This is a genomic window from Mycolicibacter engbaekii (assembly GCF_002101585.1).
GTDB lineage: Bacteria > Actinomycetota > Actinomycetes > Mycobacteriales > Mycobacteriaceae > Mycobacterium > Mycobacterium engbaekii.
The window spans coordinates 1-23,324 of record NZ_LQOT01000008.1 but is presented as its reverse complement, the minus strand read 5'-3'; the positions used below and the strand labels follow the sequence as shown (position 1 = coordinate 23,324).

Annotated in this window: 7 protein-coding genes and 1 tRNA gene; 4 read left to right on the top strand and 4 right to left on the bottom strand. The window is 73.3% G+C overall.

What is annotated here, in order from left to right; genetic code table 11:
* Positions 1-54 precede the first annotated feature (54 nt).
* Positions 55-2,460, top strand: a complete 2,406-nt coding sequence (locus AWC02_RS01130; RefSeq protein ID WP_085126441.1) for a hypothetical protein — start codon at positions 55-57, stop codon at positions 2,458-2,460.
* A gap of 561 nt (positions 2,461-3,021) precedes the next feature.
* Here the strand turns inward: AWC02_RS01130 and AWC02_RS22780 are convergent.
* On the bottom strand, positions 3,022-10,395 hold the full coding sequence (locus AWC02_RS22780) for a beta strand repeat-containing protein (protein WP_165757816.1): 7,374 nt from the start codon (positions 10,393-10,395) through the stop codon (positions 3,022-3,024).
* Here AWC02_RS22780 and AWC02_RS22775 point away from each other — a divergent pair.
* Entirely contained in the window at positions 10,276-11,916 is a 1,641-nt protein-coding gene (locus AWC02_RS22775; RefSeq protein WP_165757815.1) for a hypothetical protein, read from the top strand. The two genes, AWC02_RS22780 and AWC02_RS22775, sit on opposite strands and share 120 nt — an antisense overlap.
* 724 nt (positions 11,917-12,640) lie before the next feature.
* Here AWC02_RS22775 and AWC02_RS22770 read toward each other — a convergent pair.
* Positions 12,641-19,615 carry a beta strand repeat-containing protein gene (locus tag AWC02_RS22770; protein WP_165757814.1) on the bottom strand — a complete coding sequence of 2,325 codons (6,975 nt, stop codon included), beginning with the start codon at positions 19,613-19,615 and terminating at the stop codon, positions 12,641-12,643.
* On the opposite strand from AWC02_RS22770, the gene AWC02_RS21745 reads away from it, so the two are divergent.
* Positions 19,550-21,223, top strand: a complete 1,674-nt coding sequence (locus AWC02_RS21745) for a hypothetical protein (protein ID WP_165757813.1) — start codon at positions 19,550-19,552, stop codon at positions 21,221-21,223. The genes AWC02_RS22770 and AWC02_RS21745 overlap by 66 nt on opposite strands.
* Positions 21,224-21,387: 164 nt before the next feature.
* On the opposite strand, the gene AWC02_RS01060 is transcribed toward AWC02_RS21745, so the two are convergent.
* On the bottom strand, positions 21,388-22,005 hold the full coding sequence (locus AWC02_RS01060; RefSeq protein ID WP_237160274.1) for a GNAT family N-acetyltransferase: 618 nt from the start codon (positions 22,003-22,005) through the stop codon (positions 21,388-21,390).
* Positions 22,006-22,164: 159 nt separating this feature from the next.
* Positions 22,165-23,133 (bottom strand): NAD(P)H-quinone oxidoreductase, encoded by a 969-nt coding sequence (locus AWC02_RS01055; RefSeq protein ID WP_085126437.1) that lies wholly within the window; start codon positions 23,131-23,133, stop codon positions 22,165-22,167.
* A 24-nt stretch (positions 23,134-23,157) separates the two neighbouring features.
* On the opposite strand from AWC02_RS01055, the gene AWC02_RS01050 reads away from it, so the two are divergent.
* Positions 23,158-23,247: transfer RNA gene (locus AWC02_RS01050), tRNA-Ser, on the top strand.
* Positions 23,248-23,324 lie beyond the last annotated feature (77 nt).

The following is a 23,324-nucleotide window of genomic DNA, read 5'->3' as shown; positions in this document are numbered from 1 at the left end:
CGGCAGCTGGTTGATCGACAGAGAAGCTTCGGAACTTCAGTCCGGGAGGGCGTCATGCAGCAAACACTTCGTCCGTACGTCACCAGCGGTATGGCTGTTGCCGGGGTGGGGCTGGTCGCGGTGCCTTCGGTGGCCGCGACCCTGCCGCAGCTGCAGCACCAGATCGCGATCGCCCAGCAGCAGAGCGTGGCGCTGACGTCGGGCTTCTTCTCGCCCTACACCGACCTGTTCGAGAACACCATCGCCAACCTGCAGGCGCTGAATCAGAACTCCGTCGACATGTGGGGTCTGCTGCAGCACATCTTCACCCACCCCGACCAGGCGATCTCCGGCATCCCGGATGTCATCAACATCTTCACCAACCAGATGCCGTCCATCAACGTGCAGGCGTTGCCGTTCCCCTTCGACGTCAGTGTCGGGTTGCCGATCTGGATGAACTCGCTGCTGGCGGGCATCGGTCCGTGGGTCACACTTTTCGAAGCCATGGGGGACGTGCTCCGCCAGGTCTTCGACTGGAGCGACCCGATGGCTGCGCTGTCCGCGCTGATCGGTGCGCCGGCGACCCTGCTGGACGCCTTCCTCAACGGCAGCTCCGGTCTGACCTTCGGCGACGCCAGCGTCCCGCTGTTCAACGGCATCCTGACTCCGGGACAGCCGATCGACGCCAACTTCACCATCGGCAGCGTGGTGGAAGCCTCGGGCTTCGGTGACCTGACCATCACCCAGATGCTCTCCGACGCCGGAATCGGCGACGTCCCGATCGAGACCCTGATCATCGACCTGCTCGACCAGTCGGGCTTCGGCCACATGACGCCGGTGGATGTGCTCAACGAGTTCGGGATCGGCACGCAGTCGCTGTCCGAACTGCTGATCGGGGTGTTCAACGAGGCCGGCATCGGCAACCCGACGATCGCTCAGCTGCTCGAAGACCTGGGCGGCTTCACTGCGGACGACTCGGTCGCGAGCCTGCTGATCGCCCTGCTGAACTCCCCGGAAGTGGGGATCGGCAACCCCACGCTGTCCGAGATGATCCTGGACCTGGTCGGTGGCGACAACCAGACCGTGGGCGGGCTCATCAAGGATCTGCTCGGCGCTCAGGGCAACGAGTCGCTGGCCAGCCTGGTCGACCCGAGCTGGACTGTCGGCGGACTGATCAAGGACTCGATGCCCGATGTCCCGCTGACCGACTTCTTCGAGCAGATGGGCCTCGGCAACATCACCATCGGCGCGCTCGCCGGAATGTTGGGCGAGTACGGCGACCAGACGCTGGTCGACCTGATCAACGACGGATTCCTCGGGCCGGACATCACCGGCTCCACCCCGCTGATGGAACTGATGGCCGGCATGATGCCGCCCGGCTCCACCTTGGACAGCCTGTTGGGCGACTTCGGCGACCAGACTCTCGGTGACTTGATGGAGGCCATGCCGATCGGTGAGAACACCATCGGTTACGACCCCGACACCCCGATCACCGATGTCATCATCGGGGACTTGTTGAAGACCCTGCCGGGCCAGGGCGGGGCGGCGACCTTGTACGACACCCCGCTGGGTGTGCTCGCCCCCGACATGGCATCGCTGCTCGAAAAGGCCGGCAACCCGACCCTGGGCGCGGTGTTGGGTCCCAACACCGTCGGCGAGACCGTGCAGAACATGAACATGTACGACGTCACCGTTGTCCAGATGATGAACGCCATGGGCATCGGCAACTTCTCGGTGGAGTACCTGTTCGAGCAGCTGGGCGACATGACCGGCAACGTGACCCTCGAGGACTTCTTCACCGCGTGGGGCTTCGACCCGACGCTCACCGAGCTCATGGAGAGCGCTGTCGCCGGCCTGGGACTGACCGACACCACGGTTCTGCAGCTGTTCGAGGACTGGGGCATGGGCAGCCTCGGCCTGTACAACCTGATCGACAGCCTCGGGTTGGACAACATCTACCTCCAGGCGACGCTGAACAACCTGGGCCTGAACAACATCAGCATCGACATGTTCATCGACCGCTTCGGGTTGAGCAGCATCTCGATCGCCGGGTTGCTCGCCGACCTCGGGTTCGACACCCGGACCCTCGACGAGGTCATCGAGAGCCTGCTGGGCGGAGTGTCGATCGGCAGCATCCTGGGCGGCCTGGGCCTCGACGAGGTTTACCTCGACGACTTCATCACCGACCTGATGACCAGTGTGCTCGGCGACCCGACCCTGGGCACCCTGCTGGGCTGGCTCGGCCTGGACACCTATGACCTGGACACCATCGTGGCCAACCTCGGACTCGGTGACGCCACGATCAACTCGCTGCTCACCGACCTCGGCCTCGGCAGCCTGGACATCAACGGGCTGGTCGAGGGCTTGGGCCTCGCAGACCTAGGCCTGCTGAGCATCAACGGCACCTTCTTCGGAGTGGCCGCTGAGTGGCTCAACGACATCCCGCAGCAGATCGCCGCGGCGTTGGGCTTCACCGGCTGACTCTGCTCAGCGGGCGAGCTGCTGCACCAGAACTAAATGACAGACAGAACGAGCACAACTGTGGGCCACACAGATAGGAAATCCCAAATGGCGGTAGGGCGTAACACTTCGGGCAACGGTCAGCAGGGTCGGCGTGGCCGCCGGTTGCTGGGAGCCGGTAGTGCGGTTGGGGCGTTTTTGACCTTCGGGATGGCGCCGTTGGCTGCGGCTCCTGCGGCGCAGGCCGATGAGCTGGACTGGGTGGTGGACCTGCTCGGTGATGACCTGGCGCTCGCGTTCGCGGACCTGAGTCAGGCCTCGTCGTGGGAGACCTTGTTCGACGCGGACTCGTGGGAGCCGTTGCTGTCGAACCTGGGACTGTCGTTTGATGCCTCGGTGGCGGACCTGCCCGGTGGTGCGGCTGCTGACGACTGGTTCGGTTCGCTGTTCTACACGCCGCTGTATGAGTTGGGGCAGGCGTGGATCCTGAGCCCGATCGGTGAGCAGGTCAACTCGTTTATCAACCTGTTCGGTTTCGGTCAGATGCTGATCGGTAACGGTGAAGACGGCATCGACGGCGGCTCATTGGCCGACGCCGCTGGTGGTTCCGGTGGTCTGTGGTTCGGTGACGGTGGTGCCGCCGGCACGTCGGCTGACGGCATTGGTGGTGTCGGTGGTTCGGCGGGCATGTTCGGCAATGGTGGTGCCGGTGGTGACGGTTTTGACGGCGGCGACGGCGGTGCTGGTGGTGCCGGCGGTTGGTTGATGGGTATCGGCGGTGACGGTGGTGCCGGTGGCGCCGGCATTGCTGGTGGTGATGGTGGCCTTGGTGGCGCCGGTGGTGCGGGCCTGGGCCTGTTCTACGGCGTCGGTGGTAACGGTGGTGTCGGTGGTGACGGCGCGCTGGGTGCGGCCGGTGTCGCTGGTTTGGCCGGGCTGGATGGGTTGGCCGGTGACAACGGTGGTGCCGGTGGTAACGGTGGTGCCGGTGGTCGGGGTTCGTGGCTGATCGGTTCCGGCGGTAAGGGCGGCGCCGGTGGTGTCGGTGGTAACGGTGGTGCCGGTGGTAACGGTGGTGCCGGTATTGACGGTGTGCTCGCCGGTGAAGACGGTGGCGACGCCGGCAACGGTGGCGCTGGTGGCGCCGGTGGCGCTGGTGGCGCCGCGGGCGCCGGTGGTGCCGGCGGTTGGATCGGTTCCAACGGTCTGGCCGGTATCGGTGGTAACGGCGGCAATGGTGGTGCTGCCGGTATCGGTGGTAACGGTGGTGCCGGTGCTGACGGCGACGCAGCGAACCTCGACGGTGGTGCCGGTGGCCGTGGTGGCGACGCCGGTGCCGCGGGTGCGGCCGGTGCTGGTGGCGCCGGTGGTGGTACCGCGGGTGCTGCGGGCGCGGCGGCGACCGCGGGTGGTAACGGTGGCCGCGGTGGCGACGGTGCTGACGCGTTGATTGCTGGCGGCAACGGTGGTGTGGGAGGTCGCGGCGGTGACGCGGGCAACCTCGGCAACGGTGGCGCCGGCGGTAACGGTGGCGCGGGTGCAGTCGGTGTGGCGGGCGCGACGGTGGGTGTTGATGGCACCGATGGTCAGGCCGGTGGTAACGGTGGCGCCGGTGGTGCCGGTGGTGCGGGCGGTTCCGACGCCGGTAACGGTGGCGCCGGTGGTATTGGTGGTGCCGGCGGAACTGGCGGTGTCGGCGGTGCGGCGGCCGACGGTACCGCGGGTCAGAACGCGGTGGCGGGCAGCGGCGACAACGGTGGTGACGGTGGCGACGCGACCGGTACCGCGGGCAACGGTGGTGCCGGTGGTGTTGGTGGCGATGGCGGCGCTGGTGGTGCGTCGGCGAAGGGTCTGGCCGGTGCGCACGGTGCCGGTGGTGTCGGTGGCGATGGAGGCGCCGGTGGCGCCGCTGGTGTCGGTGGCACCGGTGGTGCCGGTGCCGGCGGCGGACTTTCCGCGGTGGCGGGTTCCGGCGGTAACGGCGGGAACTCGACCTCGGTGGCCGGCCTTGGTGGCGTTGGTGGTGCTGGTGGCTCCAGTGGCGGGCTGCTGGCCGCTTCCGGTGCAGCAGGCGCCGAAGGGGCCGCCGGTAACGGCGGCGCCGGTGGTGTCGGTGGTGACGGTGAGCTCTTGGGCGATGGCACCGTCCAGGCCGGCGGTAGCGGCGGCAACGGCGGCAACGCCGACCTCTACGGCGACGGCGGCGCGGGTGGCGCCGGCGGTAAGGGCGCGACCGGCGCCAACGGTGAGACCGATCTCAGCGGCAACGGCACCACCGGTGGCACCGGTGGGGCCGGCGGCAATGGCGGCACCGGCGGGACCGGCGGAACGCTTGCCGGCATTGGCGGCGTAGGCGGCGCCGGCGGTGTCGGTGGTACGGGCGGTAACGGTGGCGCGGGCGCGGACGCGACGGTCGCCGGCGGAACAGGCGGTACCGGTGGCGACGCCGGTGCCGGTGGTGTCGGCGGTGACGGTGGGGCCGGTGGCGTCAGTGCCACCGGTGGTGTCGGCGGCGATGGTGGCGCTGCCGGCGACGGCGGTGCGGCCGGTGCGGCCGGGGCCGGTGGTAAGGGCTTGGGCGGCGGCGGCCTCGATGCCGCGGGCGCCGGTGGTAAGGGCGGCGGCGGTGGTGTCGGCGGTGCAGCCGGCGCCGCGGGTCTGGGCACCGACGGTGCCGCGGACGGCAGCGCCGGTAACGCCGGTGCGAGCAGCGACGGTGGCGCCGGTGGCGCCGGTGGTGACGGCGCTGGACTGGCCAGCGACGGCCTGACCGGTCAGGCCGGTGGCGCCGGTGGCGCCGGTGGCGACGCGGCCATCGACGGCAACGGCGGTACCGGTGGTGCCGGCGGACGCGGTGCGGACGGAACGGACGGATTCACCGACCTCAGCGGTCACGGCACCACCGGCGGCAACGCCGGTGCCGGCGGCAAGGGTGGTGCCGGTGGTGCCGGTGGCACCAACTCCGGTGACGGTGGCACCGGTGGTGTCGGTGGCCAGGGTGGTATCGGCGGCGACGGTGGTGCGGCGGCCGACGCGACGGCGGCCGGGGCCGACGGTGGCAACGGCGGCAGCGCCGGTGCCGGTGGCGCCGGTGGCGCGGGTGGTACCGGTGGTACCGCGACGAATGGCACCGGTGGCGTGGGCGGCGACGCCGGTAACGGTGGTGCGGCCGGTCTGGCCGCTGCCGGTGGCGCGGGCCTGGGCGGCAACGGCCAGGACGCAGCCGGAGCCGGTGGTGTCGGTGGTAACGGCGCCGACGGCGGTGCCGGCGGTAAGGCCGGTGCCGGCGGCATCGGGATCGAGACCGGTGCCAACGGTGGCGCCGGCTTGGCCGGTCTGAGCAGCGACGGTGGCAACGGTGGCGCCGGTGGCGCCGGTGTCGGTCTGGCCAGCGACGGTCTGACCGGTCAGGCCGGTGGTGTCGGCGGTGCCGGTGGAAACGCGGCAGCGGTCGGTAACGGCGGTACCGGCGGTGCCGGTGGTATCGGCGCGACGGTTGCCGGTATCACCGACGGCGACGGCAACGGCACGGCCGGCTTCCTCGGCGGTACCGGCGGCAAGGGTGGCGCCGGCGGCCTGGGTGGTTCGACCTCGGGTAACGGTGGCGCCGGCGGTGCTGGCGGTCATGGTGGCGACGGCGGTGCCGGTGGTGCCGGAGCGGACGCGACCGTTGCCGACACCGCGGGCGGCAACGGTGGCGACGCCGGTGCGGGAGGTAAGGGCGGTAACGGCGGCCTCGGCGGTTTGGCCGTCAACGGCGTGGGCGGCGCCGGCGGTGACGCCGGTAACGGTGGTAACGCGGGAATCGCGGGCGCCGGTGGTGCCGGTCTGGGCGGTGGCGGTGCCACGAACGCCGGTGCCGGCGGTAACGGTGGCGCGGGCGCGTCGGGTGGCCACGCAGGTGTTGCGGGTGCCGGTGGCTCCGGTGATGAGGCCGGCGACCAGGGCGCCGCGGGCAGCGCCGGTGCGGCCAGTGACGGTGGAGCCGGTGGCCAGGGTGGTGCCGGTGTCGGCTTGATCGGCGTGACCAACACCGCCCAGGGCGGTGGCGCCGGCGGCAACGGCGGTAGCGGCGGTCTTGTCGGCAACGGCGGTGTCGGTGGTAACGGTGGCGCGGGCGCCACGGTGGACGGCATCACGGGCGGCGACGGCCACGGCACGAACGGTGCGCTGGGCGGCAAGGGCGGCGCGGGTGGTACCGGCGGCGCTGGTGGATCTGACGCGGGTAACGGTGGCGCCGGCGGCGCCGGTGGCGCCGGTGGCAAGGGCGGCGCCGGTGGCGCGGGTGCGGACGCGACGGTCGCCGACGCGGCCGGCGGCAACGGTGGCAACGCCGGCTCGGGCGGCCAGGGCGGTGCCGGTGGCTACGGTGGCGTCGCCGTCGCCGGAACCGGCGGTAACGGCGGCGACGCCGGCGACGGTGGCGACGCGGGCCTCGCGGGCGCCGGTGGTTCCGGCCTCGGTGGCGGCGGTGCCGCCAACGCTGGTGCGGGCGGCAACGGCGGCGAGGGCGCTGAAGGCGCTGCCGCGGGCGACATCGGAATCGGTGGCGCCGGGATCCTCAACGGTGCCCATGGTGCTGCCGGCAGTGTCGGTCTCGACAGCGACGGCGGTGCCGGTGGTAACGGTGGCGCCGGTGTCGGTCTGATCGGCGTTACCAACACCGGGCAGGGCGGTGGCGCCGGTGGTACCGGTGGCGGCGGCGGCCTGGTCGGCGACGGCGGTGCCGGTGGACACGGTGGCGCCGGCGCGACGGTCGACGGCATCACCGCAGGCGACGGCAACGGCACCGATGGCGCCGACGGCGGTGCCGGCGGTGTCGGTGGTGCCGGCGGCGTGGGCGGCTTGATCTCCGGTAACGGTGGCGCCGGTGGTAACGGTGGCGCGGCCGGTCACGGCGGCCACGGTGGTCACGGCGCCGACGGAACCGCCGGGACCGACGCCGGCGCGGGCACCGGCGGTAACGGCACCGACGGTGGCGACGGCGGTAACGGCGGCAAGGGCGGTAACGGTGGTACCGGCGGCAACGGCGGCCTCGGCGGCGCCGTCACCAACGGCATCGTTGGTGCTGCCGGCCTCGGTGGTGTCGGCGGTAACGCCGGTGACGCGGGCAACGCCGGTAACGGTGGTGCCGGTGGTGCCGGCGCCGGCGGCGGGGCAGGCGTCAAGGCCGGTAACGGTGGTGACGGTGGCCAGGGCGGTATCCGCGGTGAGGCCGGTGCGAACGCGGGTGCGGGCGGCTTCAACGGCACCGGGACCGAGCAGGCCGCCGGTGGTTCGGCGGGCGCCGCGGCGATCGGCGGCAACGGCGGTAACGGTGGGGCCGGCGGTGTGGGCCTGGTCCACGGCGACGGCACGCCGCAAGAGGGTGGCGACGGTGGCCACGGTGGCGCGGCCGGCCCGGTGGGCAACGGTGGCGCCGGCGGTGCGGGTGGAACCGGTTCGACCGGCAAGGCCGGAACCGACGGCACCGTGGACGGCTTGGGCAACGGCGGCGACGGCACCCACGGCGGTGTCGGTGGCCTCGGCGGTAACGGTGGTAACGGTGGTGCCGGCGGCAGCATCTCCGGCGACGCGGGCAACGGTGGCGCCGGTGGCGCCGGCGGTGCCGGTGGTCGCGGCGGCTACGGCGCCGACGGCGCGAATGCCGCTGCGGTGGCGTTCGGCAGCGGCCTCGACGGCGGAAACGGTGGCCACGGCGGCAGCGGCGGCAACGGTGGCCTGGGCGGCGACGGTGGCGTCGGTGGTATCGGAGGCATCGCGGTCGACGGTGCTCAGGGCTTGGTCGGCGCCGGCGGTGTCGGCGGCCAGGGTGGCGCCGCGGGTAACGCCGGTAACGGCGGTACCGGTGCCAACGGTGCCGGTGGCGGCCTGAACGCCATCGCCGGCAAGGGCGGTGACGGCGGCGACGGCGGCGACCGCGGCCAGTTCGGCTTCGGTGGCAAGGGCGGGCTGAGCGGCGCCGGCCAGCAGGCCGTCAACGGCGGTAACGGTGGCATCGGTTCGGGCGGCAACGGCGGCGCCGGTGGTCGCGGCGGCAACGGAGCGGTCCTGCCCAGTGGCAACCCGCAGCACGGCGGTGCCGGCGGCGCCGGCGGTAACGCCGGAACCATCGGAAACGGTGGCGCCGGTGGCGCGGGTGGTTCGGGCAGCATCGGCGGCAACGGTGCGAACGGTACGGCGCTCGGCGTGATCCACGGCGCCAACGGTCAGTCCGGCGGAAACGCCGGTGACGGCGGTGCCGGTGGTGCCGGTGGCTCGATCTCGGGTAACGGCGGTGCCGGCGGTGGCGCCGGCGTGGCGGGCACCGGTGGTAACGGCGGCAACGGCTTCGTCGGCAAGGCCGGCCTCGACGCCCCATCCGGTAGCGGGGGTGTCGGCAGCAACGGTGGCAACGGCGGCAACGGCGGCCACGGCGGCGACGGCGGTAACGGCGGTAACGGTGGTCTCGGCGGCGCCGCGACCAACGGTGTGGCCGGTGCCAACGGCCTGGGATCGGTGGGCGGCAGCGGCGGCAACGCCGGCACGGGTGCCGACGGCGGCCGCGGTGGTCACGGTGCCGGTGGTGGCGTGAACCCGATCGCCGGGACCGGCGGCAACGGCGGTAACGGCGGCGACATCGGCCTTGCCGGGACGGGCGGCACGGGCGGCTTCAACGCCGACGGCACACAGCGTGCGGACGGCGCCGACGGCGCGGCCGCGGCCCATGGCGGCAACGGCGGCGCCGGCGGTAACGGCGGCAACGGGGCGCTCGGCACCGGCCAGGCCGGCGGCAAGGCCGGTAACGGCGGTAACGGCGGCAATGTCGGTAACGGCGGCGCGGGCGGTAACGGCGGTAGCGGCGCGGACGGCGCGGCCGGAGTCACCGGCGGCGACGGCAACGGGACCAACGGCGGTTCGGGCGCGGTGGGCGGCCAGGGCGGCAACGGTGGCGCCGGCGGCTCGCTGGCCGGTGACGGTGGCGCGGGCGGTAGCGGTGGCCGCGGCGGTAACGGCGGTAACGGTGGCAACGGTGGCCACTCGGCCGACGGTGCGGCCGGCGGTCTGGGCGGCAACGCTGTCGCCGGTACCGCGGGTGTCGGCGGCAACGGTGGCAACGCGGGGAACGCGGGCAACGGTGGCGCCGGTGGTGTCGGCGGCGGCGGCGGCAACAACGCCGTGGCCGGCAACGGCGGTAACGGTGGCACGGGTGGCAACCGACTCGGTGTCGCCGGTACCGGCGGCGCGGGCGGCGTCGGTCAGGCCGGTCAGGCCGCCAACGGCAACAGCGGCGCCGCGGGCAGTGGCGGCGACGGCGGGGCCGGCGGCAACGGTGGGGCCGGCCAGGTCCTCGGCGACGGTTCTTCGCAGGCCGGTGGCCACGGCGGTAAGGGTGGCGCGGCCGGCATCATCGGCAACGGTGGCGCCGGCGGTAACGGTGGCGCCGGAGCGATCGGTGCCAACGGGATCGTCGACGGCAACGGCAACGGCACCAACGGCATCGGTGGCGGTACCGGCGGTAACGGTGGCGTCGGCGGCGCCGGTGGTACTCAGCTCGGTAACGGTGGCGCCGGTGGGCGCGGCGGTAACGGCGGTGCCGGTGGTACCGGTGGTGTGGCCAACGGCATCGACGGCGCGCACGCAGCGGCGGGCAGCGGCCTCAACGGCGCCGACGGCACCGACGCGGGCGTCAGCGGCAACGGTGGCGTCGGCGGCCAGGGTGGAGCCGGAGCGCTCGGCGGCACCGCCACCAACGGTGCCCAGGGCGCGGCTGGTGTCGGCGGCAGGGGCGGCGACGGCGGTGCCGGTGGTGACGCCGGTCGCGGCGGTAACGGTGGCAACGGTGCCGGCGGCGGCGTGAACAACGTCGCCGGCGACGGTGGTGCCGGTGGTCGCGGTGGTTTCGCCGGTGTCGGTGCGGCCGGCGGTGCCGGTGGCGCGGGCGCCAACGGACAGATCGCAGCCGGCGGTGCGCACGGCGCGGCGGGCAATGTCGCCACCGGCAACGGTGGTAACGGTGGCCACGGTGGTGCGGGCGTCATGCTCGGCAGCGGTATCGCCCAGTCCGGCGGTGACGGCGGTGCCGGCGGTGGCGCCGGCGCGGTGGGCACCGGTGGCGCCGGTGGTAACGGTGGTGCGGGCGCGGCTGGCAGCAACGGAACCACCGACGGGTCCGGTGCCGGCACCAACGGTGTCAGCGGCGGCCACGGCGGCTCGGGTGGCGCCGGTGGCAAGGGCGGTCTGACCTCCGGCAACGGCGGTGCGGGCGGTTCCGGTGGCGCCGGTGGCATCGGCGGTAACGGCGGGCACGCAGCCAACGGTGCCAACGGCGCGAATGCGACGGCGGGCACCGGCGCGGCCGGCGGCGACGGTGGCGATGCGACCGGCCACGGCGGCAACGGCGGTATCGGCGGTAACGGCGGTAACGGCGGTATCGGTGGCACCGCGGGCAACGGCTCCGCGGGCGCCAACGGTGTCGGCGGCGCCGGCGCCAGGGGCGGTAACGCCGGCAACGCCGGTAGCGGTGGCAACGGCGGTAACGGTGCCACGCTCACCGTGGGTGCCGGCACTGTCGCGGGCGCCGGCGGTAACGGCGGCAACAGCTACAGCAACGCCGGCACGGCCGGTACCGGCGGTACCGGCGGCTGGAACGGTGGCAACACCGTGCAGGCGGCCAACGGCACGGCCGGTTCGGCCGGTGCCGCGGGCCACGGCGGTAACGGCGGCAACGGCGCCAACGGTGCCAACGGCAACGCCTCGAACCACGGCCAGTCCGGTGGCGCGGGTGGTAACGGCGGCAGCGCCCTGCTCGACGGCAACGGCGGAAAGGGCGGTAACGGCGGTAACGGCGGCGCCGGTAACACCAACGGCTCCGCCGGTTCCACCGGAACCCGGCCGGCAAGCGGCTCGGGTCTGCCTGGGACCGCCGGCGGTAACGGCGGCGACGGTAAGGACGGCGGATCCGGCGGTGCGGGTGGTGCCGGTGGCGCCAGCGGCAGCAACTCGGGTAACGCCGGCTCCGGCGGTAACGGCGGTAACGGCGCCAACGGCTCCAACGGTGGTAACGGCGGTAAGGGCGGTACCGGCGCGACGGGTAACTCCACCTCGGTCGTCGGTGGCGACGGCGGTGTCGGCGGTAACGGCGGTAACGGCGGTCACGGCGGTTCCGGTGGTCAAGGCGGCGCCGCGGGTGCCCTCAACAACGGCAACGGCACGGCGGGTACCGCCGGCACCAACGGCAACAACGGCAACGGTGGCGCGGGAGGTAAGGGCGGCACCGGTGGTACCGGCGGTAACGCCACCGGCTCCAGCACCGCCTTCCCGGGCGGCACCGGCGGCCAAGGCGGTACCGGCGGCCAGGGCGGAACCAGCGGTGGCGGCGTGGTCCCCGCCCCGGGCGCAGTCGGCACTCCCGGCAACCCCCCGGGCGGCAGCGGCAACCGCACCGGCGGTACGGGTGGAGCGGGCGGTGCCGGCACTGCGGGCGGCGTCGGATGATGATCCGATCCTGCCCACCGGCCTCCGGGCGCCCGTGGAGTGCAGCCCCGTCGGCGATGCGTTCGCCGACGGTGCTGCCTGGCCCCCTGCCTACCGGCTGCGGTGCGCCGCGTGAGGTTGTGACCGACCACCGACTTAGTCCCCCCGGTGCTGAAGCCTCGGTACCGACAACACCAAAAACTTGATCCGAGAAAGCATCACCGACATGGGTTCGTCGCAGAATAGGGAGTCCCGCATGACTGGTAAGCAGCACCGCACAGGGCGTCGTGGTTTCACTGGCGCAGAGGGCCGACGGCACAGCCGGACGGCAGCGGCGGCCGGTAGTGCGGTTGGGGCGTTTCTGACGTTCGGGATGGCGCCGTTGGCTGCCGCTCCTGCGGCGCAGGCCGATGAGTTTGACTGGGTGGTGGATCTGCTCGGTGATGACCTGGCGCTCGCGCTTGGCGATCTGAGTCAGGCGTCGGCGTGGGAGACGTTGTTCGACGCGGACTCGTGGGAGCCGCTGCTGTCGAACCTGGGGCTGTCGTTTGATGCGTCGGTGGCGGACCTGCCCGGTGGTGCGGCTGCTGACGACTGGTTCGGTTCGCTGTTCTACACGCCGCTGTATGAGTTGGGGCAGGCGTGGATCCTGAGCCCGATCGGTGAGCAGGTCAACTCGTTTATCAACCTGTTCGGTTTCGGTCAGATGCTGATCGGTAACGGTGAAGACGGCATCGACGGCGGCTCATTGGCCGACGCCGCTGGTGGTTCCGGTGGTCTGTGGTTCGGTGACGGTGGTGCCGCCGGCACGTCGGCTGACGGCATTGGTGGTGTCGGTGGTTCGGCGGGCATGTTCGGCAATGGTGGTGCCGGTGGTGACGGTTTTGACGGCGGCGACGGCGGTGCTGGTGGTGCCGGCGGTTGGTTGATGGGTATCGGCGGTGACGGTGGTGCCGGTGGCGCCGGCATCAACGGTGGTGCCGGTGGCGAGGGTGGTGCCGGTGGTGCCGGTATCGGCCTGTTCTACGGCGTCGGTGGCAATGGTGGTGTCGGTGGTGACGGCGCGCTGGGTGCGGCCGGTGTGGCTGGTTTGGCCGGGCTGGATGGGTTGGCCGGTGACAACGGTGGTGCCGGTGGTAACGGTGGTGCCGGTGGTCGGGGTTCGTGGCTGATCGGTTCCGGTGGCAAGGGCGGTTCTGGAGGCGCCGGTGGTAACGGTGGTGCCGGTGGTAACGGCGGTGCCGGTATTGACGGTGTGCTCGCCGGTGAAGACGGTGGCGACGCCGGTGACGGTGGCAACGGCGGTAACGGTGGTGCCGCGGGTGCCGCGGGCGCCGGTGGTGCCGGCGGTTGGATCGGTTCCAACGGTCTGGCCGGTTCCGCGGGTATCGGCGGCAATGGTGGTGCTGCCGGCATCGGTGGTAACGGCGGCAATGGTGCGGACGGTGACGGCGCCAACCTCGACGGTGGTGCCGGTGGCCGTGGTGGCGACGCCGGTGTGGCCGGCAACGCGGGCGGCGCCGGTGGTGTCGCGGGCGCGGCAGCGACCGGTGGTAACGGTGGCCGCGGTGGCGACGGTGCCGACGCGGTGGTGGCCGGTGGTAACGGTGGTGCCGGTGGTCGCGGTGGTGACGCGGGCAACCTCGGCGATGGTGGCGCCGGTGGTAACGGTGGAGCGGGTGCCGCCGGTGCAGCCGGTGTGACCGTCGGCGAGGACGGCACCGATGGTCAGGCCGGTGGTAACGGTGGCGCCGGTGGGGCCGGTGGTGCAGCCGGTTGGATGGGCGGTAACGGTGGCGCTGGTGGCGTCGGTGGTGCCGGCGCCGCGGGTGGTGCCGGTGGTGCGGCGGCCGACGGTGCCGCGGGTGCTGACGCGGTGGCGGGCAGTGGCGCCGACGGCGGCAACGGTGGCGACGCGACCGGTACCGCGGGCAACGGTGGTGCCGGTGGTCTTGGTGGCGACGGTGGCGCTGGTGGTACATCGGCGAAGGGTCTGGCCGGTGCGCACGGTGCCGGTGGTGTCGGTGGCGACGGTGGCGTCGGTGGCGCGGCCGGAAACGGTGGCGCCGGTGGTGCCGGTGCCGGCGGCGGATCGGCCGCGGTTGCCGGTTCCGGCGGCCAGGGCGGTAACTCCAGCTCGACGGCCGGTGTCGGTGGCGCCGCCGGTGCCGGTGGCTCCAGCGGGTCGGGCCAGGCCGCATCCGGCGTGCAGGGCCTCGACGGTGCTGCGGGTAACGGTGGCGACGGCGGCGCGGGTGGCTTCGGCCAGATCTTGGGCGACAACACGGTGCAGGCCGGCGGTAACGGCGGCAACGGCGGTAACGCCGGCGACCACGGCAACGGCGGTAACGGTGGTGCGGGCGGCCAGGGCGCGACCGGGCTCAGTGGCACTACGGACATGTACGGCAATGGCACCACCGGTGGCACCGGTGCCGCTGGTGGCGCCGGTGGTACCGGTGGCGCCGGTGGCGCCCTCTCCGGCAACGGCGGCAACGGTGGTGTTGGCGGCGTAGGCGGCAGCGGCGGCGTCGGCGGTCAGGGCTTCGACGGCGAGAACGGCACCGACGCGGCGCCCGGCAGCGGCGGCAACGGTACCGACGGCGTGGACGGCGGACACGGCGGCAACGGTGGCGTCGGTGGTGTCGGTGGCCAGGGTGGTGCCGGTGGCACCGCGGCCGCGGGTGCGGCCGGCCTCCAGGGCGACGGTGGCGCGGGCGGCACCGGTGGCGCCGCCGGCAACGCCGGTAACGGTGGTAACGGTGGTGCGGGCGCCGGCGGCGGCAACAACGCGACCGCCGGATCCGGTGGCGCGGGTGGCCAGGGCGGTAACCGCGGCACCGCGGGTGCCGGTGGCGCCGGCGGCTGGAACGCGGACAACACCGCTCAGGCTGCCACCGGTGAGCTCGGCGCAGCCGGCACCGGCGGCAACGGCGGCGTGGGCGGTAAGGGCGGTGACGGCGAGCTGCTCGGCGGCATCGTGGCCCAGAACGGCGGCAACGGTGGTGCCGGTGGCGCCGCCGGAAACGACGGCGACGGTGGTGCCGGTGGTGCCGGCGGTATTGGCGCATCGGGTGCGCACGGGACGACGGTCATCATCGACGGCACCGCTGGTGGTGTCGGTGCGATCGGCGGCAACGGTGGTGTCGGTGGTGCCGGTGGCGCCAACTCCGGCAACGGTGGTGCCGGTGGTGCCGGTGGTGCCGGTGGTCACGGTGGCAACGGTGGTGCCGCCGATGACGCCTACCTCTTGGACGGCGCGGGCGGCAACGGCGGGCATGCCGGCGCCGGCGGCGCGGGTGGTAACGGTGGTGCCGGCGGTGTCTCGGCCACCGGGACCGGTGGTGCGGGTGGTGCAGCGGGCTCCGGCGGTAACGCCGGTACGGCGGCGGTCGGTGGCCAGGGCGGTGGCGGCGGCGGTGGCGCCAACGCCGGTGCTGGTGGCGATGGTGGCGACGGCGCCGTCGGTGGCGCAGCCGGCAAGGCGGGCGTCGGTGGCATTGGTGTGACCGGTGGCGCCGCGGGTGAGGCCGGCACCGACGGCACCAACAGCGACGGTGCCGACGGCGGGCGTGGTGGCGACGGCCTCGGCCTGATCGGCGCTTCCAACATCGGTCAGGGCGGTGGCGCCGGCGGTAACGGCGGTAACGCCGGAGCGGTCGGCAACGGCGGCGCGGGCGGCACCGGTGGAACCGGTGCGACTGTCGACGGCATCACCGGGAACGACGGCCACGGCACCGACGGTGCGGTGGGCGGTATCGGTGGTGACGGCGGTGTCGGTGGTGCCGGTGGTAGCACTTCGGGCAACGGCGGTGCGGGTGGCTTCGGCGGCATGGGCGGCCAGGGCGGTGCCGGCGGCACCGGTGCCGACGCCACGGTGGCTGACGGGCACGGCGGCAACGGCGGTAACGCCGGGGTCGGTGGTGCCGGCGGTAACGGCGGTCAAGGTGGTACCGCCACCAACGGCGCCGGCGGCGACGGCGGTAACGCCGGCGTCGGCGGCAATGGCGGCGTCGCCGGCAACGGTGGCAAGGGCCTCGGTGGCGGCGGTGCCGCGACCGCGGGCAACGGCGGTAACGGCGGTGACGGTGCCCTCGGCGGCGTCGCCGGCCAGGCGGGTGTCGGCGGTACCGGCACCACCAACGGGGCCAATGGATCTGCTCGCGAAGACGGTGTCGCCAGCGACGGCGGTGCCGGTGGCCAGGGTGGCGACGGTAGCGGTCTGTTCGGCACTGTCGGCCAGGGCGGCGGCAACGGTGGTACCGGTGGCAACGCGGCTGCGGTCGGCAACGGTGGCGCCGGTGGTGCCGGTGGTGTCGGTGCGACTGTGGATGGCATCACCGCAGGTGACGGCCACGGCACCGATGGCTACATCGGTGGCGTCGGCGGCAACGGTGGCACCGGTGGTCTCGGTGGCACCACCTCCGGCAACGGTGGCGCCGGCGGTAACGGTGGCGCCGGTGGCAAGGGTGGTGCCGGTGGCGCGGGCGCGGACGCGACGATCGCGGACGGCAACGGCGGAAACGGTGGCAACGCCGCGGCCGGTGGCGCGGGCGGTAGCGGCGGCCAGGGCGGCGCGGCGACTGCCGGTGTCGGTGGCGTCGGTGGTAACGCCGGTGACGGTGGTGCCGGCGGTGCCGGTGGCGTCGGTGGTGTCGGCCTCGGTGGCGGCGGCGGCACCAACGCGGGTAACGGTGGCGCGGGCGGTAACGGTGCCGATGGTGCCGCTGCGGGCACCGCGGGCCTCGGTGGTCTCGGCTCGGACGGCGACGGTGCCGCGGGCGCTGCCGGTGTGGCGGGCCTGGGCTCCGACGGTGGCGCGGGCGGTAACGGTGGTGCCGGCCTCGGCGTGATCGGCCTCAGCGACATCGGCCAGGGCGGCGGTACCGGTGGTCTGGGCGGCAACGCGGCAACGAACGGTAACGGTGGTGCGGGCGGCGCCGGCGGTGCTGGCGCGGCGGGCGCGGCCGGTGTCACCGGCAACGACGGCCACGGCACCAACGGCACCCACGGTGGCGTCGGTGGCACCGGTGGTATCGGCGGCCAGGGCGGTTCGGCCTCCGGCAACGGTGGTGCCGGCGGTGTCGGTGGCGTCGGTGGAGCCGGTGGAAACGCAGGTCACGGCGCCGAGGGCACCAGCGCGGCGGTGGTCACGATCGGCAGCGGTGCGTCCGGCGGCGACGGCACCGACGGCGGTAACGGCGGCATCGGCGGTAACGGTGGCGCCGGTGGTACCGGTGGCGCCGGTGGAACCGCGGCCAACGGCGCGGCTGGCGCCGAAGGTGCCGGTGGCGCGGGTGGCAACGCCGGTAACGCGGGCAACGCGGGCAACGGCGGGCGTGGTGCCGACGGCACCGGCGGTGGCCTGGGCGCTGCTGCGGGTAACGGTGGTAACGGCGGTAACGGCGGTGATCGCGGTGCGGCCGGCACGGCGGGTGTCGGCGGCTGGAACGCCTCGCACACCGCCCAGGCGGCTGCCGGAAGCGCCGGCACGGCTGCCACGGGCGGCAACGGCGGCGCCGGCGGTAAGGGCGGCAACGGCCTGCTCCTGGGCGACGGGACCGCACAGCTCGGTGGCCACGGCGGCCATGGCGGCGATGCGGGAACCATCGGTACCGGTGGTGCGGGCGGCAACGGCGGTGCCGGAGCCAACGGTGCGGTCGGATCGGTCGCGACCGCGCACGGCGGCAACGGCGGCAACGGTGCGGCCGGTGGTCATGCCGGCAACGGCGGTAAGGGCGGCACCATCTCCGGCAACGGCGGGCTCGGTGGTGTCGGTGGCGCCGGCGGTACCGGTGGTGCCGGTGGTGCCGGTATCCAGGGCATCGCGGGTGACGACGCAATCGCCGGCAGCGGCGGCAACGGTGGCGACGGGACCGACGGCGGTAACGGCGGTAACGGTGGTGCCGGTGGCTCGGGCGGTAACGGCGGCAAGGGTGGCACCGCGACCAACGGCGCCGCGGGCCTCGACGGCAGCGGCGGCCTGGGCGGCAACGGCGGTGCGTCCGGCCAGGCGGGCAACGGCGGCCACGGCGGTGCGGGTGCCGGCGGCGGTGCCGGCGACGCCGCCGGAAACGGCGGCCACGGTGGTGCCGGTGGTGACCGCGGTGTCGGTGGTGCGGCCGGCAAGGGCGGCCTGAGCGGCGACGGCGTCACCTACCGCGCCGACGGTTCGCTGGGCGCCGACGGCGGCGGCGGCAACGGCGGCAACGGCGGCGCCGGCGGCCACGGCGGGCTGCTCGCCGACGGCGTGACCGGCCAGGCCGGTGGCCTCGGCGGCAACGGTGGCGCGGCGGGCGCGATCGGAACCGGTGGCGCTGGTGGCGCCGGCGGTAACGGCGGCAGCGGCGCACTCGGTGGCCCCGGCGACGGTAAGGGACCGCTGGACGGCGGAACCGGCGGTAACGGTGGCGTCGGCGGTGCCGGCGGTCACGGCGGCGCGGGCGGCACCACCTTCGGTGACGGTGGCGTCGGTGGCGCCGGCGGCACGGGCGGTAGCGGCGGCAACGGTGGCAACGGCGTCGTCGACCTGGACGGCAACGGGACCCACGGCGGTCAGGGCGGTAACGCAGCCGCCGGTGGCGCCGGTGGCATCGGCGGTGACGCCACCAATGGTGCCGGCGGTGTCGGTGGCGCCGGTGGTAACGCCGGGAACGCCGGTAACGGTGGTGCCGGTGGCGCAGGTGCCGACGGTGGCAGCGGCCTGACCGCCGGTAACGGTGGTAACGGTGGCACCGGTGGCGACCGCAGCGTCGGTGGTGCCGGTGGTGCCGGTGGTCTCGGCCTCAGCGGGCAGGCGGCCAGCGGCCTGGAGGGCACCAACGGTGCCGGCGGCGACGGTGGCGCCGGCGGTAACGGCGGTAACGGTGTTCTGCAGCCGGGCGACATCGCCCAGGACGGTGGCATCGGCGGTAACGGTGGCGCGGCCGGAGCGATCGGCACCGGTGGCGCAGGCGGCAACGGTGGTGCCGGTACGGCCGGCGTCGACGGGATCACCGACGGAAACGGCGACGGCACCGCGGGTACCGCGGGCGGCAACGGCGGCAGCGGCGGCCAGGGTGGCGCCGGTGGCACCACCGCGGGCAACGGTGGCGCCGGTGGTCTCGGTGGTGCCGGTGGATCCGGCGGCCACGGTGGTGCCGGTGCGAACGCGGCGCACGGTGCCGACGCGACAGCCGGTAGCGGCGGCAACGGCGGCGACGGTGCCGACGCCACCAGCACCAACGGCAACGGTGGCGCGGGCGGTAACGGTGGTGCCGGCGGCGCCGGCGGTACCGCGACCAACGGCGACACCGGCCTGGCTGGTCTCGGTGGCGCCGGTGGTGCCGGCGGTAACACCGGCAACGGGGCCAACGGTGGCAACGGCGGTCACGGTGCCGGCGGCGGCATCGAGGCGATCGCCGGGGCTGGCGGTAACGGTGGCGCCGGTGGCAACGCGGGCACAGCCGGTCTCGGTGGGGCCGGTGGTCTGGGCGGCGACGGCCTCGCGGCCAGCAACGGCCTGGACGGCGCGATCCTCGGCGGCAACGGCGGTAACGGCGGCACCGGCGGTAACGCCGCGGCCGGTCAGATCGGCGGCAACGGCGGTAACGGCGGCGCGGCCACCACGATCGGTCGGGGTGGCGCCGGCGGTGACGGCGGTGCCGGAGCCGACGGAGTGGCCGGCAGCACCGACATCGACGGCAACGGCACGCACGGTACGGACGGCACCGCGGGCGGTCACGGCGGCCAGGGTGGCGCCGGTGGCGCCATCGCCGGCGACGGCGGTCTCGGTGGTAACGGCGGCGTCGGCGGACACGGTGGCGCAGGTGGCCACGCGGCCAACGGCGCGGATGGTGCGCACGCCACTGCGGGCACCGGCGCCAACGGTGGTGTCGGTGGGGACGCGACCGGAACCGCAGGTCACGGTGGCGCCGGTGGCGCGGGCGGCAACGGCGGTACCGGTGGTGCGGCGACGCTCGGCAACGCCGGAGCGGATGGCCTCGGTGGTGTCGGTGGCGACGGTGGCGCCGGCGGTAACGCCGGTGTTGGCGGCCGCGGCGGCGACGGTGCGGGCGGCGGCTCCGGCCTGGTGGCCGGTACCGGCGGCAACGGCGGTAACAGCAGCAGCACCGCGGGTGCCGGCGGCGCGGCCGGTGCCGGTGGCCTTGGCGGCGACGGCGTGACCCAGGCCGACAACGGTGCCGCGGGCAACAGCGGCAACGTCGCCACCGGTGGTACCGGCGGTAAGGGCGGCAACGGCGTGGTGCTGGGCAGCGGCCTGGCCCAGGCCGGCGGCAACGGCGGCACGGGCGGTAACGCATACGGCGAGTACGGCAACGGCGGTGTTGGCGGTAACGGCGGTAATGGCGCCAACGGCACCTCCGGTACCAACGCCGTCAACGGTGCCGGCGCTGCCGGCGGTAACGGCGGCAACGGCGGCGCGGCTGCCCAGCACGGCACCGGCGGCAACGGCGGTACCGCCGGCAACGGTGGCAACGCCGGGAACAACACCTCGGTCGGGGCGAACGGCGCGACCGGTGCCGTCAGCAAGGACATCAACGGCAACTCGATGCCCGGTGGCATCGGTGGCACCGGAGCCAAGGGCGCTACCGGATTTTCCGGCGGAGCCGGCGGTGTCGGCGGTGTCGGTGGTGCCGGTGGCACCGTCTCCGGTGACGGTGGTCAGGGTGGCCTCGGCGGCAACGGCGGGATCGGCGGCGGTGGCGGCAAGGGCGGCAACGGTGGCACGGGTGGCGCCGGTGGCGCCGGTGCCCTCGGTCTGCCCGGTCGTACCGGTGGTACCGGTGGTACCGGTGGCCAGGGTGGCGACGGCGGCGAAGGCGGCGCGGCCGGCCTGGGTGGCGCCGGCGGCGTCGCCTTGGGTGACGGTCAGTCCGGTGGCCAGGGCGCGGCAGGCGTCGGCGGTAAGGGCGGAACGGGCGGTCTGGCCGGCAACGGTGGTACCGGTGGCGCCGGTGGCGCCGGGTACAACGGCCTGGCAGGTCAGGGCACCGGCGGTGGCGGTACGGGCGGCGACGGTGGCGTCGGCGGCCAGGGCGGCACCGGTGGCCAGGGTGGCCTCAACGCCGACGGCACCCGGGGGCCGGGCGGTTCCGGTGGCATGGGCGGCAACGGTGGCAACGGTGTCAACGGTGCCTCCAAGCCCAGCAAGTCCAACTGGGCGGGCAGCGGCGGTAACGGCGGCAGGGGTGGTACCGGCGGCACGAACGGCGACGGGGTCACCGGGACCGACGGTACTGCCGGTGTGGCCGGCACTAAGGCCACCAGCGGCAGCAGCACCGTGGGCAAGGGCGGCGCCGGCGGCGTCGGCGGTGTCGGCGCCCCGTAGTGAGCTGCCAGTCCGGGTAATACCGGCAACGCACGTACGAATCCCCGGTCCGACAACTGTCGGGTCCGGGGATTCGTACGTAGGGCGACGGCGTTGTTCAGCGGCGCGGGCCAGGCAGCAAAAAGGCGGTGACAGAGGTTCTGTCACCGCCCTTTTCGCTGCAGCTAGGCTGGATTGCGATCTCCCGGCATGTCTTCGGGGGTCCGCGGCCAGGCAAACAGTGCGATGTTCTGATCCCACTTGGCCATGTAGTGCTCGCCGAGGAAGACCCCGCCACGGCGTTCCCAGAACCGGCGGCCATACGAGCCGTCACCCGCATTGGTGTCCCCGATGATGCGCCGGCACTCCGGTTCGATCTCGAAAACGCTCTCCACGAAGCCGCGGAACATGATCGCGCCGTGCCCGCGCTCCACCATGTTGATCTCGGCGATGGCGGCGTGCAGGCCCACGTCGTAGGGGTGGGCGTCATAGATGGTGGCCAGATCGTCTTGTGCGACCCGGAACAGTTCCATGTAGCCCATAGGTGTTCCGTGCATGTTGAACACGTACGGCCGTGAGTAGTTGCCCTCGAACTGGATCTCCAGGTGGCGGCGCCATTGGTCGGCCGGATAGGCGTAGCCCCACGTCTCGGCCAGGTGCGGCCGGTTCATCCACTCGGAGATCAACTCGGCGTCACCGGGCTGGTCCGCGAAACGAACGGTGTAGGGATCGGGGAACTTCGGCAGCGGAGGTGGCGGGACGGCGAGCAGCTCGTCGCTCAAGTCCCACCGCTGCCGTGGCATGCGTGAACTCATACTGCACCCGAATCCGTTGTTGCCAATCCGGTTTCGGTAACCATGTGAAGTCCTCCTGGAAATCCGTGGACGGCAACGCCGTCGCCGATCGGTGCATCGATAATGCTACGTGGACACCGCCGGTGTCAGCGTTGATATGCCGAACCCCTACAGGGTCAGCACCACTTTGCCGGTGACCTCACCGGAGGACAGCAGGTGGTGCGCCGCACCGGCCTGTGTGATCGGCATTCGGGCGCCGATCACCGGCCGGACCCTCCCGTCGCCGAGCATGGGCCACACCTTGTCGGTGACCGCGGCCACCACCGCGCCTTTGCCGTGCGGGCCATCGACCGGGCGCCCCCGCAGGGCGGTGCCGATGACCCGGGCCCGCTTGGATATCAACTTGCCCAGGTTGAGTTCGCCCTTGACCCCGCCCTGCATCCCGATCACCACCAGCTGACCGTCGTCGGCCAGCGCGTCGACGTTGCGGTCCAGATAGGCCGCGCCCATGATGTCCAGGATCACGTCGGCACCGCCGGCCTCGCGGACCCGCGCGACGAAGTCCTCGTCGCGGTAGTTGATGGTGATCTCGGCGCCCAGCTCCCGGCAGAACTCCAACTTTGCCGCCGATCCGGCCGTCACGGCCACCCAGGCGCCGAGCTGCCGAGCGATCTGGATGGCGTGGCTGCCCACGCCGCTGGCGCCCCCGTGCACCAGCAGCAACTGTCCCTCGGACAACCCGGCGGTCAGCACGAGATTCGACCACACCGTGCAGGCCACCTCGGGTAGTGCGGCGGCATCCACCAAATCCACACCGGTGGGGACCGGCAGTACCTGTTGCGCCGGTACCGCGACGTATTCGGCGTAGCCTCCGCCGGCCAGCAGTGCGCAAACACCTTGGCCGGCCACCCATTCCGTCACACCGTCACCCACCGCGGCGACGACCCCCGACACCTCCAGGCCGATGATGTCGCTGGCCCCCGGCGGCGGGGGATACCGGCCGGCGGCCTGTAACAGGTCGGCCCGGTTCACCCCGGCGGCCGCGACCCGGATCAGAACCTCGCCCGGTGCGGCCGCGACGTCGGGCACTTCTCGCCAGTCCAGTTCCGTGGGTGATTCGGCGATGATCGCACGCATGATGGCCAGGGTACGATCTCCCACGGTGGCGTGGCAGAGCGGCCTAATGCACTCGCCTTGAAAGCGAGAGACGGCTAACACCGTCCGGGGGTTCAAATCCCTCCGCCACCGCCATTGTGGTGAGTCGGGTCATGGGTTACACATGAGTCGCGTCATCGGTTACGGATTGCCCCGGCTTTTGCCGGGGTTTT